At 37.2% G+C, this 16,945-nt stretch carries 16 protein-coding genes; 14 read left to right on the top strand and 2 right to left on the bottom strand.

From position 1 onward, the window contains the following. Positions 1-13: 13 nt before the first annotated feature. Positions 14-115: a stage V sporulation protein SpoVM gene (gene spoVM / locus C7B89_RS23520; protein ID WP_099805045.1), complete on the top strand. Its 102-nt coding sequence runs from the start codon at positions 14-16 to the stop codon at positions 113-115. 91 nt (positions 116-206) lie between these two features. Here the strand turns inward: spoVM and rpmB are convergent, their stop codons facing one another. Then, positions 207-395, bottom strand: coding sequence for a 50S ribosomal protein L28 (rpmB, locus tag C7B89_RS04125; protein WP_004227417.1), 189 nt, complete (start codon positions 393-395; stop codon positions 207-209). 186 nt (positions 396-581) lie between these two features. Beyond that, complete coding sequence (locus C7B89_RS04120) at positions 582-1,325, bottom strand: IclR family transcriptional regulator (protein ID WP_048395357.1); 744 nt, start codon at positions 1,323-1,325, stop codon at positions 582-584. 303 nt (positions 1,326-1,628) lie between these two features. Here C7B89_RS04120 and C7B89_RS04115 point away from each other — a divergent pair, with 303 nt between their 5' ends. From C7B89_RS04115 to C7B89_RS04050, 13 genes are all read left to right on the top strand, one after another. Beyond that, complete coding sequence (locus C7B89_RS04115; RefSeq protein ID WP_048395355.1) at positions 1,629-2,501, top strand: dimethylarginine dimethylaminohydrolase family protein; 873 nt, start codon at positions 1,629-1,631, stop codon at positions 2,499-2,501. 14 nt (positions 2,502-2,515) lie between these two features. Beyond that, entirely contained in the window at positions 2,516-3,277 is a 762-nt protein-coding gene (locus tag C7B89_RS04110; RefSeq protein ID WP_082148185.1) for a dimethylarginine dimethylaminohydrolase family protein, read from the top strand. Between the two features lie 110 nt (positions 3,278-3,387). After that, positions 3,388-4,815, top strand: coding sequence for an amino acid permease (locus C7B89_RS04105; protein WP_115673205.1), 1,428 nt, complete (start codon positions 3,388-3,390; stop codon positions 4,813-4,815). A 39-nt stretch (positions 4,816-4,854) separates the two neighbouring features. Next, positions 4,855-6,459 (top strand): M20/M25/M40 family metallo-hydrolase, encoded by a 1,605-nt coding sequence (locus C7B89_RS04100; RefSeq protein ID WP_115673204.1) that lies wholly within the window; start codon positions 4,855-4,857, stop codon positions 6,457-6,459. A 171-nt stretch (positions 6,460-6,630) separates the two neighbouring features. Then, positions 6,631-7,836: a GGDEF domain-containing protein gene (locus C7B89_RS04095; protein WP_115673203.1), complete on the top strand. Its 1,206-nt coding sequence runs from the start codon at positions 6,631-6,633 to the stop codon at positions 7,834-7,836. A 108-nt stretch (positions 7,837-7,944) separates the two neighbouring features. After that, positions 7,945-8,304, top strand: coding sequence for an Asp23/Gls24 family envelope stress response protein (locus C7B89_RS04090; RefSeq protein ID WP_004269431.1), 360 nt, complete (start codon positions 7,945-7,947; stop codon positions 8,302-8,304). Positions 8,305-8,322: 18 nt separating this feature from the next. Continuing rightward, on the top strand, positions 8,323-9,972 hold the full coding sequence (locus C7B89_RS04085) for a DAK2 domain-containing protein (RefSeq protein WP_048391660.1): 1,650 nt from the start codon (positions 8,323-8,325) through the stop codon (positions 9,970-9,972). 351 nt (positions 9,973-10,323) lie between these two features. Then, positions 10,324-10,986: an L-serine ammonia-lyase, iron-sulfur-dependent subunit beta gene (gene sdaAB, locus C7B89_RS04080; RefSeq protein WP_004269429.1), complete on the top strand. Its 663-nt coding sequence runs from the start codon at positions 10,324-10,326 to the stop codon at positions 10,984-10,986. Between the two features lie 14 nt (positions 10,987-11,000). Further along, positions 11,001-11,909, top strand: a complete 909-nt coding sequence (gene sdaAA / locus C7B89_RS04075; protein WP_004269428.1) for an L-serine ammonia-lyase, iron-sulfur-dependent, subunit alpha — start codon at positions 11,001-11,003, stop codon at positions 11,907-11,909. 161 nt (positions 11,910-12,070) lie between these two features. Beyond that, positions 12,071-12,931 carry a LysR family transcriptional regulator gene (locus C7B89_RS04070; protein ID WP_115673202.1) on the top strand — a complete coding sequence of 287 codons (861 nt, stop codon included), beginning with the start codon at positions 12,071-12,073 and terminating at the stop codon, positions 12,929-12,931. A 296-nt stretch (positions 12,932-13,227) separates the two neighbouring features. After that, positions 13,228-14,631 carry a YfcC family protein gene (locus C7B89_RS04060; RefSeq protein ID WP_115673200.1) on the top strand — a complete coding sequence of 468 codons (1,404 nt, stop codon included), beginning with the start codon at positions 13,228-13,230 and terminating at the stop codon, positions 14,629-14,631. Between the two features lie 12 nt (positions 14,632-14,643). Further along, a complete protein-coding gene (locus C7B89_RS04055) occupies positions 14,644-15,795 on the top strand; it encodes a M20 metallopeptidase family protein (RefSeq protein ID WP_115673199.1) in 1,152 nt (383 codons plus the stop codon). Positions 15,796-15,828: 33 nt separating this feature from the next. Beyond that, entirely contained in the window at positions 15,829-16,932 is a 1,104-nt protein-coding gene (locus C7B89_RS04050) for a mandelate racemase/muconate lactonizing enzyme family protein (protein WP_115673198.1), read from the top strand. Positions 16,933-16,945: the final 13 nt, after the last annotated feature.

The raw sequence follows: 16,945 nt of genomic DNA, 5'->3' as shown, positions 1-16,945 counted from the left end.
GGGGGAGAGAGTCCTGAAAGTATATACGTTCCAATTGCCGAAATTCGTGAGTAGTATCACGCGTACGTGTATTAACCTATTTAAAAAAGATAAGAAAGTAAAAAAATCCGACTAGTGTTAGTCGGATTTTTTACTTTCTTCTAGAATACTAATCAAGAAAAAAATCGATTGCGCTCAATGCGAAATCGATTTTTTAGAAGCAGCGATTAAACGCGCTCGATTTTACCTGATTTTAATGCACGAGCAGAAACCCATACACGTTTTGGTTTACCGTCAACTAAGATACGAACTTTTTGAAGGTTAGCACCCCAAGTACGTTTGTTAGCGTTCATAGCGTGGGAACGGTTGTTACCAGTACGAGCTTTACGTCCAGTGATTACACATTGTTTTGGCATGTTGTATTCCCTCCTTACTGTTGATGCTGAAAGATTATTATTTCAGTTCGGTATTTCACATACCATAATAATTTAACATACGATGGCGTTCAGTGCAACAGTTTTCACATAACCTTTCAAGAAAAAAACCTTTACAGACATAAAACATTTATGAAAAGTAGAGAAGTTTAATGGGGAATAGTTCTCCTATCCTTTTCCTCGATAACCAAGTTTCAGCGATACACGTCTACCAGTATCAACTAATCGCTCAATCAATGTATTAATATGATCTTGAGAGACATTAAAGTTTACAAAACCAATACTGACTGCTCCTATCACTTCACCAAAACCATCTAAAACAGAGACAGCAATGGAGGAAGTACCTGCAGTTCGTTCTCCATGACTTATTGCATAGCCTTGTTGTCGAATTTGGTGAAGCTGCTCCTCTAATTCGGCCATTTCATCTTTAGTTACTAGTTGCTCTAGAATTTCTTTGGATTGTAGCGCTGACATTGAGGCGAGTATGGCCTTATTGGCCGCTCCGATATGCATAGGTATGCGAATACCCAACTGATCATAAATACGAATCGGATTAGCTGCACTGTCTATCCGTTCTATAATAATCGTATCTAATCCAGCTGGTTTACTTAAATAAACGCTTTCTTCAACCTCCCTGGCTAATCGTTCTAACTCAGGTCTGATTTTGCTAATATAATCCATCGTATCATATACCTGTAAGCCAAGTTCCATCCATATGGTTCCAAGCCGATAATATTTAGTCTGTTCATCTTGCTCAATCATCCCTTGTTTAATCATGGCTTTTAAAATTCTATGTAAAGTACTTAGCGGTAAATCGCATTTTGTAGAAAGCTCTGAAATGGACAAGCTACTGTCGTTTGCATCAGCAGCTAAAACCTTGGCAATTGTCATCGCCCGCTCTAATAATTGCATTTGTCCCACCTCCCTTCATCCTATTTTATTTTTATTCTCCATCTACGTCTAGTTCCAATATTCCCGTACAAATCAGAAGTCTAAACAAATGCTTATTTTAATACACGAAAACTACAAAAGGATCCTTTAAGGCTTCTTTAATAAACGACAGCATTTTTTCCAAGCGTGAACGCAATCTAGATTAAAAGAAAAATAAAAGTTTTCTAAATATATTGACAGTATAGCATAAAACGAATATATTCTTCATATAAACTTTCCTCTTAACGGAAACGTTTTCCACTACGCGGAAATGAGGTGAAAGGAATGCATTATTGTTCATCAATGTATGCGCCTTTGAAACATGTTATTGTAAAAGATCCAAAAGATGCTTTCCGAAGCCAGACACATCTTAGTGAGGAATGGAAAACATTTAACTACTTATCTGAGCCTGATTATGAAGAAGCTCTAAGCGAATACGCTGAATTTATTGGGATTCTTGGAAAGTATGTTGAGACTATTGAATATCTGCCTATAGCAGATGAAGTAGGATTAGATTCTCTTTATGCACATGATCCAGTTAAATTCACTCCAAATGGTGCCATAATACTGAAATCAGGCAAAAAATTAAGACAACCAGAAGCAGCAGTATACAAGGACTTTTTACGGCAAAAAGGTATACCAATAATTGGTGAACTTACTGGAGAGGCAGTTTCAGACGGTGGAGATATTGTTTGGCTAGATGATCGAACGCTCGTTGTGGGTAGAGGTTATCGAACAAACGATGAAGCCATTCGTCAGTTAAAGGAAATGACAGCCGATATGGTAGATGAATTTATAGTTGTACAACTACCACATGATCTTGGTGAAGCTGAATGTTTACATTTAATGTCTTTCATAAGTATGGTAGACCGAGATTTAGCTGTTGTGCATTCGCGTTTAATGCCAGTATTTTTCAGACAACTGCTAATTGAGCGTGGCATCCAGCTAGTAGAAGTACCTAAAGATGAATACGATTCGTTAGGCTGTAATGTTTTAGCGCTTGCACCAAGGGTATGTGTGATTCCTCAAGGCAACAAAGAAACAAAGCAACAGCTACTTGATGCTGGAGCAACTGTGTACGAATATAAAGGCGATGAAATTACTGTTAAAGGAACAGGTGGGCCGACTTGCCTAACTTGCCCAGTAGTAAGAGGATAAAGGAGAAGATGAATATGTTTAAAAATGTTATTGTTAAAAATCCAGGTAATAGTTTTGTAAACGGTTTAACAACTAGTGATTTAGGAAAGCCGATTTTAGAAAAATTATTTGAACAACATGAACATTATGTAGAGGCTTTAAAAAAATGCGGTGTAGAAGTTACACAATTACCAGCAAATGAAGCATTTCCTGATTCAACATTTGTAGAGGATACAGCTGTATTAACGCCTGAATTTGCTATTATATCGAATCCTGGAGCAGCAGCTCGTAACCGCGAAATTGAAGAAATCGAACCAGCTGTAAAGCAATTCTATGAAAAAATTTACTATATTAAAGGTTCTGGAACACTTGATGGTGGAGATGTACTACAAGCAGAGAAAAAGTTTTACGTAGGGATCTCAGAACGCACAAATGAAGAAGGCGCTCAGCAATTTAAAGAGATTGTTGAACAAGAAGGTTATGAAGCAACTATTATTCCATTAAAAGAATTCTTCCATTTAAAAACTGGAATTGCCTATGTTGGGGAAAATCGTATGGTGCTAGCTGGTGAATTTGTCGATCATCCTGCATTTGAATCTTACGAAAAAATCGTGATTCCTAAAGAGGATGAATATTCAGCTAACTGTATTCAAGTAAATGATTATATTATTATTCCAGCTGGCTATCCAGAAACAAATCGTAAATTACTGGACCTTGGCTATCAAACAATTGAACTTGATATGTCTGAATTTAGAAAACACGATGGTGGTTTAAGCTGTTTATCATTACGTTTTTAAGTAAATCTAACAATACCCAATCAATTTAAAAGAGAAAATTGATTGGGTACTTTCATTCTTAAAATATCAGAATATTTAATATTTTTACATTATATGGGAAGTAGGGATGGATGTTGAATAAAGGGGATCAGCTTCACAATAATCAATTAAAGCGTTCGATGAAAAGTCGTCACTTGTTAATGCTTTCACTTGGGGGTGTTATTGGAACAGGCTTATTTTTAAATGTAGGCTATACCATTAACCAGGCAGGACCCGGCGGTGCACTGATTGGTTACTTATTTGGTGGCTTAATTTTGTTTATGGTCATGAATTGTCTTGGGGAATTGGCTGTTTACATGCCTGTTACAGGTTCTTTCCAAACTTATGCAACACGTTTCATTAGTCCTTCAGCCGGTTTTTCATTAGGTTGGATGTATTTTGTCGGATCTGCTGCCACAGCAGGCGTTGAATTTACGGCTGCAGGTATTTTAATGCAGCATTGGTTTCCAAGTGTACCAATTTGGATATGGTGTGCTGTGTTTATGGTTCTTTTATTTGTCTTAAATGCTTTAACAACGAAGGGCTTTGCTGAAGCAGAGTTCTGGTTTGCTAGTATAAAAGTTGTTGCAGTGATTGCATTTATCATTATTGGTGGAGCAGCAATCTTTGGTTTAATTCCATTAGCAGATCGTCCTACTCCACATCTCACAAATTTAGCACCTTCTGGTTTATTCCCAGCAGGTATTACGATTATTTTTGTCACAATGATGAATGTAATTTTTTCTTATCAGGGATCAGAGCTGGTGGGTATTGCAGCAGGGGAGACCGAGAACCCTGAAAAAAATATTCCTAGAGCGATTCGTACAATTCTATTTAGAATCATCGTTTTCTATATTGCTTCCATTATTGTATTATCGGCAATATTCCCAGCATCAGAGCTTGGGCTTATGGAAAGTCCATTTGTCACGTTAATGAATTTAGCTGGTGTACCATATGCAGCTGGTATCATGAACTTTGTTATTTTGACAGCTATTTTATCAGTCGGTAATTCATGTTTATATGCATCAACACGTTTATTATTTTCCATGTCACAAGAGGGGATGGCGCCCAAGTTATTTGGTCGATTAACGAAAAATAAAGTACCTTTAAATGCGCTTATTTTTACGATGGTATTCTCACTCTTATCTTTATTAACTAGTGTAATGGAAGCTGATGCTGTATTTGTATTACTAATGTCGGTAGCAGGTATATCTGTCACAATTTCATGGATGGGGATATGTGCTTCTCAGTTAATGTTCCGTTATCGCTATGTGAAGTCGGGAGGAAATGTGGCTGATCTAAAATTTAAAACACCACTATTCCCGTTGATTCCAGTATTTTGTATAATCTTTTGTGTTTTAATTTTAGTATTTTTAGCGTTTGATCCAACGCAAAGGATTGGTTTACTATACGGGATTGGCTTCTTTATTGCCTGTATGATTTTTTATCAATTTAAATTAAAGAAAGCGGCGACTGCTGCTACAGATAGCAAAAGTGAAGAAACACTAGAAGTTCGTTAATCGTACCTCTAACGAATGGGAGTAAAAGGAGAAAAAATCATGAATACTTTTATGTGGGATACACCCGAAAAACTACGTGCCCTATTATGTGAACTTGTGAGCTGGGAAAGCCGTACATTAACGGAGGGTGAAAATAAATTTGCCTTTCGACTAAAAGATAAATTGTTAACGCTTCCATATTTTGAGAAGCACCCAGACTTGATTGAATTACATGATGCAGGACTTGGCAGAAATGCAGTGACAGCCTTCTATAAGCATCCAACCGCAACTGAAACCGTTGTGTTAATCAGTCACTTCGATACCGTGCATACGGAGGAATATGGTGAACTAGAGCCGTTAGCCTTTTCTCCAGAAGAACTAACGAAAAAGCTAATGGAACCTAAATACCTAAAAGATTTACCAGAGGCAGCTCGCATTGATTTGGCGTCTGGGAATTATTTATTTGGACGCGGCACAATGGACATGAAAATGGGTCTTGCCTTACACATGCAGTTGATCGAAAAGGCAAGCTTTGAGCAATGGCCGATTAATTTAATTTTAACAACGGTCCCTGATGAGGAAGTCAACTCTGCTGGTATGAGAGCGGCTGTTGTGGAACTGGTGAGACTGCGGGAACAGCATGGCTTAACCTATAAATTATTTTTAAATAGTGAGCCATCGTTTTCACAAGGGCCTTCGGATACGAATGAATATATTTATTCAGGTACAATTGGTAAAATCATGCCTGCTGCTTTGTTCTACGGAAAAGAGACACATGTTGGTGAGCCATTAAAAGGGATGACGGCCCCCTTTATCGCTTCCTATATGACACAGCATATGGAGTGGAATCCCCTTTTCCGTGAAACAGATTTAGGCGAAAGCACACCACTACCCGTCTCTCTACAATTAAAAGATTTAAAAATGGAGTATTCTACACAAACACCATACCGTGCGGCGGCACTTTACAATGTCTTTTTGTTAAAACGTACAGCCGCTGAGGTGATGGCTATTTTTGAGGAAGTTGCGTTACAGGCAATGGCTGCTTGCAATGCGCACTATCAGGACATTTGTACACGCGAAAATGTTCAGGGTGTGGGCATGGTAAAGGTCTTACGCTACGAGGCATTATTGGAGCATGCGATCCATAAGTTAGGGGCTGAGGAAGTACAAGCGATTAAGCACCAGGTTCAGCAGCATCCTGCATGGGATGATCGTGAAAAATCCATTCGTATTGTGGATCAGCTCATGATTCGCTGTCAGGAATTAGCACCTGCCACAGTTCTGTTATATGCACCACCTTACTATCCAGCCATTAATTCATCCAACCATCCATTAGTGAAACAGTCGATTGAATTAATGAAGCAAACAGCTCAAACATTTGATATTGAGGTGGAGCAGATCCACTACTTTAACGGAATTTGTGATTTAAGCTATGTCAACTATTCAGATGCATCCAATGAGTGGCTAGCATTTGAACGGAACACACCTGTATGGGGCGATACGTATCATATTCCATTCAAAGAGATGGCGGCATTACAAGGACCTGTCTTAAATGTCGGTCCATTTGGTAAGGATGCCCATCAAAAAACAGAACGATTGCATGTGGATAGTGCGTTTAAAGAGATGCCTGTTATGATTGACACGCTTATTAAAAGTCTATTTTAGCCAAATAAATTTTTCGATATTTAATTGAATACAATGTAAAAAGTTGATGCTATAAAGGTATCAACTTTTTTATTTATCAGAAAAATTTAGATTGACTTGTATTTTTCATTATCATGACGATACATATAGGACATTATAATTATTTGAAAGTGGGCATGAGGAGAGAGCATGATGGAAAATCAAGAAAAATTAGCTTTTTCTATTCGCGAAGAAATGGTTCAGTCGAATTTAAAAGGGATGAGAATAGTTGCTTGGACACTCATGTATGTATCAGTCATTATTTCGTTAATACATTATGGAGAGGTATTTTTTGTGAAGGCGGAAAGAGCCGTGGTTCCCGTCTATATTGCCATTCATATCGCTATGTTTTATATAGATGTTGCAGTATTATTGTTTATCCGAGAAAAGCGAATTCATATTACTCCTGTTAATATACAGAAGTATGAACGGTTGGTTGTTGTTTATATTTACACAATAATGCTTTTGATTACTGCGATATCGGTATTGGATGTTTACTTTTTCCGTCATGCAGCACTCTATGAGGTTATTTTAATCATTATTTGTACAGTATTCGCGTTACCTTTACGAAAAATTGTCTGGATTATTTTGCTTTCTGCATCAGCCATTATTGTGAGTGCATATATGAGTGCTGGAATATCGAGTGAAAATATAAAAATTATATTACCCATGTCATTATTAATACCTATTGGTGTAATGATTCAATATCAGACCTATAAGGTTCGTAAACAAATCCATACCCAGCATATTTTATTGAATGAGGAAATGACTAAAACGAAGCGACTATCAGAATTGTTGGCTATTAAAAATAATGAATTAGCAGAGCAAGCATTAAAAGATTCTTTAACGAATCTACCTAATCGACGTGCATTTAACCAAAAATTGAATAAGATCGGACAGCAACTTTATCAAACACAACCTTTAACAGTCATAATGATTGATATTGATTGCTTTAAAAAATTTAATGATTATTATGGTCATTTGCAGGGAGATGCAGCAATTGTCAAAGTCGCATCTCTATTGGAGGAAATTGCAGGGAAGTATAATGCATTTGTTGCCCGTTGGGGTGGCGAGGAGTTTGTTATGATAAGCCAGCATACTCATAAGGTTGCTGAACCTGTATGTGAAGAAATCTTAGAAGAAATTCGACAACTTAATATACCGCATTTACAATCTACTATTGCCCAACAAGTTACTGTTAGTATTGGAATGTGTCAAGCTAAAATCGCAAAATATGAGCATTTACAAACATGTTGTGAATTAGCTGACCAAGCGCTATATTTGGCAAAGCAAAACGGACGAAATAACTATTTCTGCAAAATGGCAATTTTTGATGAAGAAGCAAATGCGTCTATTTGAAGTCAGAAAACGTTGCTACAAAGCCCTTCAATACCCCCTTAGGTTGCTTAAATTATAACGAAAGTGTTACAATATAGTTTAGTCAAAAAGAGCCAAGGGGGCATTTCTATGTCAATTGAATTAAACAATGAATTCGGCCAAATTGATATTTCAACAGATGTACTTGCACAAATTGCTGGTGGAGCTGCTGTAGAATGCTACGGTATTGTTGGCATGGCATCTAAACATCAAATTCGTGATGGTCTAACTGATATTTTACGTAAAGAAAACTTCGCAAAAGGTGTTGTAATTCGACAACAGGACGACGATTTACATATAGATATGTACATTATTGTTAGTTACGGGACAAAAATTTCGGAAGTGGCTTATCAAGTACAATCGAAAGTGAAATATACAGTAGATAAAACATTAGGTATGAGCGTAAAATCTGTCAATATCTTTGTACAGGGCGTTCGTGTAGCGAATTAAGAGGAGGAACTAAATCGAATGCAGTCTTTAGACGGTATAAAGTTTGCTGAAATGGTACAAATGGGGGCGCATCACCTATACCAAAATGCAAATTATGTAGATTCATTAAATGTTTTCCCCGTTCCAGATGGTGATACAGGTACAAATATGAACTTATCGATGACATCTGGTGCAAAGGAAACAGAGCATGCTGCTTCAGAGCATATTGGTAAAACAGCACAGGCATTATCAAAAGGCTTGTTAATGGGAGCGCGTGGGAATTCAGGCGTTATTCTATCTCAGTTATTCCGTGGTTTTGGGAAGTTTATTGAGAAGGAGTCAACAATTGATGCAAAGGGCTTTGCTGGAGCATTCCAAGCGGGTGTTGATACGGCATATAAAGCTGTTATGAAGCCAGTAGAAGGAACAATTTTAACGGTGGCACGTGAAGCTGCGAAAAAAGGTGTAGAAGTAGCAGAAACTGAAAACGATATCATTGCCGTAATGGAAGCTTTTACAGCAGAGGCAAAGGCATCGTTGGATCGTACACCTGACCTACTGCCTGTTTTAAAAGAAGTTGGTGTGGTAGATAGTGGTGGTCAAGGCTTACTATTTGTGTATGAAGGATTTTTAGCTTCCTTAAAGGGGGAGGCTCTTCCGGAGAAAAATGATGCGACGCTAGATGATTTAATCAATGCAGAACATCATAGAGCCCAAGATTTCATGAACACTGCTGATATTGAATTTGGTTACTGTACAGAAATAATGGTACGCTTAGAAGAAGGAAAAGAACCTTTTAATGAAGAACAATTCCGTAATGAATTAAATCCTTTAGGTGATTCTTTACTTGTTATTTCAGATGAGGAAATTGCGAAGGTTCATATCCATTCCGAGCAACCAGGTTCTGTTCTATCAATTGGCCAAAAATACGGTAGTCTTATAAAAATTAAAGTTGATAATATGCGTGAGCAGCATTCAGCAATCGTTGGCGAGGAACATAAAGCCCCTACGCCTGCTAAAAAAGTAGAAAAACATCCATATGCTATTGTAACGATTGCTATGGGTGAAGGTGTGGCAGAATTATTGCGCTCTATCGGTGCTTCCTATGTCATTGAAGGCGGTCAAACAATGAATCCTTCAACTGAAGATATCGTGAAGGCTGTACAAGAAATCGGTGCAGAGAAAGTATTAATCTTACCGAATAATAAAAATATAGTGATGGCAGCGGAGCAAGCGGTTGAACTATTAGAAATTGATGCAGCAGTAGTTCCTACGAAGACGATTCCTCAAGGAATGGCAGCGATTTTAGCGTTTAACCCAGAGGCAGCTGTTGATGTAAATAAAAAAACAATGTCAGAAGCATTTACAAATGTGAAGACAGGTCAAGTTACCTATGCAGTGCGTGATACATCTATTGATGGTGTTGAAATTCACAAAGATGATTTTATGGCATTGGCAGAAGGAAAAATTGTCCTTTCTACACCAGCACTAAAGGATGCAGCTGAAAAAGTAATTAAGGATTTAGTTAATGAAGATGCTGAGATTGTTACAGTCATTTATGGTGAAGATACAACTGAACAAGCTGCCTCTGAGTTGGTAGCTTTCATAGAAGAGAACTATCCGGATGTAGAAGTTGAATTATTTGATGGTAAACAAGGGTTATATCCATATATTATTTCAGTAGAATAATTACATGCTACTTTGCTATTCCGTAAAGAAAGCAGTGCACAAAACGTGTACTGCTTTTGTTTATGCTACAAAGAGAATGTTGGATTAAATTTATTAAAAACGTACTAAATATGAATCATTCAATGTACGTACCCACAGGATATAAAATTTGGAAATATTGGAATGTCGCCGCTTTCGTAGTTGTGTATATATGGTACGGACAATAAATAAGCATAAATATTTACTATAAATTATAGTAGTGGTAATTTTCTGAAAGTTGATAAATTAAATGCTTTACTTTTATAGTAACTATCAAGCATGATATAAATAAAAATAAATATTATTATACGGATAGAATAGAGGGGTGTTTGTATGAAGTTTACTTCAGTATTTGATATTATTGGACCAGTCATGATTGGGCCTTCCTCCTCTCATACGGCAGGAGCAGCTCGCATCGGGCGTGTTGCAAGGGATTTATTTGGTAGACAACCTAAATGGGCAAAAATTCATTTATATGGATCGTTTGCAGAAACGTATAGAGGGCATGGTACAGATGTTGCGATTGTAGGAGGCTTATTAAATTACGATACATTTGATGATCGTATTAAAACGGCATTTGAAGATGCCAAAAAAGCAGGATTAGAATACGAATTCATTCCTGAAACAGCTAATACCGAGCATCCAAATACGGCTCGACTTGTCATTGGAGACGATGAAGGGGAAATGTCAGTAGTCGGTATTTCAATTGGTGGCGGAAAAATTGAAGTCAGTGAAGTCAATGGCTTTAAGTTACGTTTAACTGGTGGTATGCCAGCTATTCTTGTTGTTCATGACGATCGTGCTGGCTGTATTGCCAATGTAGCCAATTGCTTGGCGATGCATGAAGTCAACATTGGGCATATGGAGGTATCACGTATCGAACGTGGTTTAACTGCTTTGATGGTGATTGAAGTTGATCAAAACATTGAGGATAAGGTGCTACAGCAAATATCTTTAATTCCATATATTACAAAGGTCTCAAAAATTAATAACTAAGGAGGTGTCCCGTGATGGACGTTTTATTTCATAATGTTCGTGAACTTGTTGAACGAGCAGAGAAAGAAGATAAATTAATATCAGAAATTATGATTGAACAAGAAATATTGATAACTGGTAGAACGCGTGAAGAAATCATCCAGCAAATGGATCGAAATTTAACAGTGATGGAAGAAGCAATTGAACGTGGATTACAAGGTGTGCAATCAGTAACAGGTTTAACTGGTGGGGATGCCGTATTACTTCAAAATTATATTGCACAAGGAAAGTCACTTTCAGGTGATTTATTATTAGATGCAGTAAGTAAAGCGGTTGCAACTAATGAAGTAAATGCTGCAATGGGAACAATCTGTGCAACACCAACAGCAGGTTCAGCAGGTGTAGTACCAGGAACACTGTTTGCAGTAAAAAACAAACTAAATCCAACTCGTGAGCAAATGATTCGTTATTTATTTACGTCAGGAGCATTTGGATTTGTGGTAGCCAATAACGCTTCCATTTCTGGGGCTGCTGGTGGTTGTCAGGCAGAGGTTGGTTCAGCTGCAGGTATGGCTGCAGCTGCTATTGTCGAAATGGCTGGAGGTACACCACAGCAATGTTCAGAAGCGTTTGCCATTACACTAAAAAACATGCTAGGTCTTGTTTGTGATCCAGTGGCAGGCTTGGTTGAAGTGCCTTGTGTCAAACGTAATGCAATGGGTGCATCTAACTCCCTAGTAGCGGCGGATATGGCACTTGCTGGTGTAACAAGTCGTATTCCATGTGATGAAGTAATTGGTGCTATGTATCGCATTGGACAATCTATGAGTCCTAATCTTAAAGAGACGGCACGAGGCGGTCTAGCAGCAACACCAACAGGGAAGGCGATCAGTAAAGCCATCCTTGAAAATGGTGGCTTACAAAGCATTAAAGCACTTCAATAAAAAATAAGAAACATGCTATCTAAATAGGTAGCATGTTTTTATGTTGGTTGATAACTTACTGGAAAGAAAAAACCTCTTACGTACATAGTCGATTTAAGTATAATTAAATTTTAATAAGGAAATGTATGTATCTTAATTATATAGCAGGGACGTGAATAGAGATGGATTTGCGTAATTTGAAAACATTTCATGTTGTTTCAACTTACCTCAACTTTACAAAAGCGGCTGAAATTCTTAATTATAGCCAGCCTACAATTAGCCAACAGATTAAAGCGTTAGAGGAAGAGTTAGGGCATATCTTAATTAATCGAATGGGTAAGAAAATGTTTCTTTCTCAAGTAGGAAAAATAGTAAAGGAACATACAGATCAATTATTTGGGATTATTGAGGAAATGGAACAGGATTTGAAGAATTTCGAAAAGCCATTTGGTCATTTGACAATCGCTGCACCAGAGTTTTATTGCGGCTATTATTTATCACATATTATCGGCTCGTTTTTAAAACAGTACCCTCAGGTAAACCTAAAACTTCTTTGTGCCAATAGTAAAGAAACAGCCAAACTTGTGAGTTCAAACCAAGCAGATATAGGTTTTGTAGCTGGATCCCCTAGTTACGCTGGTGTAGAGGGGATTTTATTGGAGGAAGAGGATTTAGTATTGGTTGGAAATCCGCTTATTATAAAGGATCATACTGTGCAGGAAATATTTGATGATTATCCCTTTATAACCTATGGAATGGATGACTGTATTGTCAGTTGCCTGCAAGAAATTAAGTGTAAGCCACAAACAATAGTGGAATTTGGAAGCGAGGAAGCAATTAAGAGAGCAGTAATGGAACAAGTGGGTCTAGCCTTGTTGAGTGATATTATTATTCAAAAAGAGGTAACAAAAGGGAGTCTTCAAGTTCTGTACCGATTCCCTAAAAAGTTACCCACTTATTTAATTTTTCCTCAAAATGCTAAAACATTTAGTAATGTAAGTACATTTATTGATTTAGTTAAAGACACATGGAAAACAATTTAATTGGTTTGTATATCGAAAAGAATGAAAAGAATGTTGCTGCCTGGTGAAATCGCAGGGATGTAACGTTCTTTTTATTTGTAATTTTTTTGATGTATCTCGATGAATTTATATGTAAATTTATCAATAGTAACTATTCAAAATAGTAATTTTTTATTTATTTTTTTATCAATTACAATGAATAAGACGGAAATTTCAAAAAAAGGGGATGGCTTTTTATGTTGGAGAGATATGTTACGTATTGATAGTGGACATAAAAATTTGTATTTATTCAATGATTCAACTAAGGAGGATGGCGGATGAGTAAATTTATAGCTAATAAAGAAATAGAGCAACAAAAAGGAATCAATGTTTATGTGTTAATCTTTTGCCTTATTGTTGTATCTTCCATTTTAACGTATTTTATTCCAGCTGGTTCATTTCAACGGGAAGAAGTTAATGGACGTCAAGTGATTCAACCTGGGACATTTAGTTTTACAGATATGAACCCCATTGGATTTTTGGATATTTTTAGCAGTGTACATTCAGGCATGATGCAAGGAGCAAGTATTATTTTCTTCGTATTGATTGTAGGAGGTACCTTTGGAATACTATCAGCCACAGGGGCATTAGAATCCTTTATCGCCATGCTATCTGTAAAAATGGCAAAACGCGAAATGTTAATAATACCAGTATTAATGTTGTTTTTCGCCTGTGCTGGGTCATTAATGGGGATGTCTGATGAAACGATTGTATATGTAGGAATTCTTGCACCGCTTGCTGTTGCCCTAGGGTTTGATGCAATTACAGGTTTTGCAATTGTTATTCTTGGTGCATCTGTCGGATTTTCGGCAGCTGTTATGAATCCGTTTACAGTAGGAATAGCGCAAGAGATTGCGGGCTTGCCATTATTTTCAGGAATTGCTTTTCGAATTGTCATTTTTATTGTCTTATACACAGTAGCAACAATATATGTTTATCGCTATGCAAGAAAAGTGAAAAATAATCCTAAACTCGGCTTTTATGGAAATTTTCGCAATGATGAGAGTGATTTCGTACAGGGGAATTCGAAAATGGAAATAAGACATAAGCTTGTTATGGCTACATTTCTTTTGAATTTTATCGTATTGATGTACGGGGTTGTAAAACTAGGTTGGTACATTACTGAAATAGCTGGTTTATTTTTATTGTTTGGTATTTTAATGGGGCTTATTGGCAAATTATCACCTTCGCATATTGCTAATTCATTTATGAAGGGCGCAGGTGATTTAGTTGGTGGCGCTCTTATCATTGGGTTAGCTCAGTCTATTTTAGTGATTTTCAATAACTCAGGATTAATTGATACAATTCTCTTTTACACATCTGCATTGCTTGATTCAGTTCCACCTGCACTAAATGCTGTAGGGATGTTTATCTTCCAGTTATTTTTAAATTTTTTAGTACCATCAGGAAGTGGACAGGCTGCCTTAACGATGCCAATTATGGCACCTTTATCAGATATGATCGGTGTTACAAGACAAACAGCCGTACTTGCCTATCAATTTGGCGATGGTATGTCGAATATTATATTCCCAACAGTAGGTTTTTTAATGGCGGGATTATCAATTGCGGGTATTCCTTGGGGTAAATGGATAAAGTGGATTTTTCCGTTTATGCTTATTCAAGTAACAGTTGCGGTAATATCGCTCATTATTGCACAAGTCATACAATACGGACCTTTCTAAAGGAGTTTAACAATGGAAATAATGAATATAAAAAAATTAGCAGAAAAGGCAATAGAGGATCGCCGTCATCTGCACCAATACCCAGAGCTTTCTGGTGAAGAATACGAAACAAGTGAGTTTATTCGCAAAAGACTAGAGGAGTTAGATATAGAAATTCTAGATTATGAACCTCCAGGTGTAGTGGCGTTTATAAAAGGGACAAAGGGAACAAAAACTATTGCATTACGTGCCGATATAGATGCCTTACCTATAAAAGAAGAGGGAGACAAACCGTACATTTCAGACAGGCAAGGTGTTGCTCATATGTGTGGCCATGATGGTCATACAGCGATTTTATTAGCAGTTGCAACATGGATAAGCTTAAATAGAGAGAAAATCGAGCCGAATATCAAGCTTATATTTCAATCAGCAGAGGAAATCACGCCAAGTGGCGCTGATTTATTAATTCAAAAAGGTGTGTTGGAAGATATAGATGCTATTTTTGGCATTCACTTATGGCAAGGTTTAGAGAAAGGGAAGATAGGTTTAACACATGGACCGATGATGGCTTCTATTGATGATTTTGAAATTATAATTCAAGGGTATGGTGGTCATGGTTCGATGCCACATGAAACAATTGATCCTATTTATATAGCTAGCCATTTAATGCAAGCTTTTCAAAGTATCATAAGTAGAAATGTCAATCCTATCGATGCGGGTGTCATTACAGTTGGTAATATACAAGCGGGAACCACTTATAATATTATTCCTGATACGGCAAAATTAACTGGAACGATCAGAGCATTGACACCGAACACTGTAAAAATCATTAAAACGAAAATGGTAAGTTTAACAGAAGGGATTTGCCGAGCATTTGGAGCAGAAGGAAAAATCGATTTTATTTTAGGAACACCTCCGCTCGTCAATTATCCAACACAATCACGATTTATTGAATCGATTGTACGGGAACAATTCGGAGATACCGCATTTAAGGTAGTCGAACCAGTCATGGGTGGAGAAGATTTTTCTTATTATTTACAACATAAGCCTGGAGCATTTGTTTTTGTAGGTATGGGTGGTGAAAAAAGCCAATATCCACATCATCATCCACGATTTGATCTAGATGAAGATGTTTTCCCTGATGCGATTCAACTATTTATAAATATTATCTTGCAACATAAATAATCAGACTATTTATACGAAAAGGAGTTTTACATCGTGATAAAAAAGATTGAAGTGTTTGCAGCACGTTTACAATTAAAGGAACCCTTCGTTATTTCTTATGTTCATTTAGATGATATGCCAACTATTCTTACCAGAATCGAGACGGATGAGGGAGTAGTTGGCTGGGGCGAAGCTGTGCCTGATCAAAATGTGACGGGTGAAACTTGGGAGAGCACGTATCACGTTATTAAACATGAACTAGCGCCATTACTGATTGATGAAGATCCATTTGCAGTAGACCGTATCCATAAAAAGTTTAATGAAAAAATTGATGGAGTCCCTTCAGCAAAAGCCGCATTGGACATTGCACTCTACGATTTGATGGGGAAAATGACTGGTCAACCAGTTTATCAATTAATTGGTGGAAAAGCACATGAGGAATTACAGGTGCCAAGAGTGATTAGCATTAAGAGTCCCGAGGAAATGGCTAAAGATGCAAGTGAATTTGTAAAATCGGGTTTCCGTAATATTAAAATTAAGGTTGGTACAAATGCTGATTTAGATATTGCTCGTATTCGTGCTGTAAGAGAAGCAATAGGTGAGGAGGTGCAACTGCGAGTAGATGCCAATCAAGGTTGGAATAGAATGGAGACACTAAAAGTAATAAGAGAAACTACAGCTTGTCATGTAGACTGGTACGAGCAACCTGTAAAAGCACATGATTTAAGAGCGTTAAAAGAAATCAGAGCCCTTTCACCTTGTAGTATTATGGTGGACGAAGGTGTTCATAATATTTATGATTTAGTCGATGTCATAGAAATGCGTGCTGCCGATATGCTAAATATAAAATTAATGAAATCAGGTGGAATCTATCCAGCTTTAGCGCTTGCAAGTCTTGCGGAGGCTGCAGAGATGCCTTGCCAAGTTGGCTCTATGGTTGAATCAGCAATCGGAACAATGGCTGGGGCACACCTAGCCGTCAGTAAGTCGATTATCCATACAAACGAGATGGTCGGACCATTAATGTTTGTAAAAGATGTGGCAAATGTTACATACTATAAAGACATCCTGCAGTTAAGTGATAAAGCTGGATTAGGAATAGAAGTTGATGAGCAATATGTGAGAGAAATTACATGTTTCTCCTGTGAAATTAAATAATCAAAAGTTTAAC

Origin of the sequence: Lysinibacillus capsici, assembly GCF_003367505.1 — a bacterium.
GTDB lineage: Bacteria > Bacillota > Bacilli > Bacillales_A > Planococcaceae > Lysinibacillus > Lysinibacillus capsici.
This window is presented reverse-complemented; position numbering and strand designations above follow the sequence as displayed.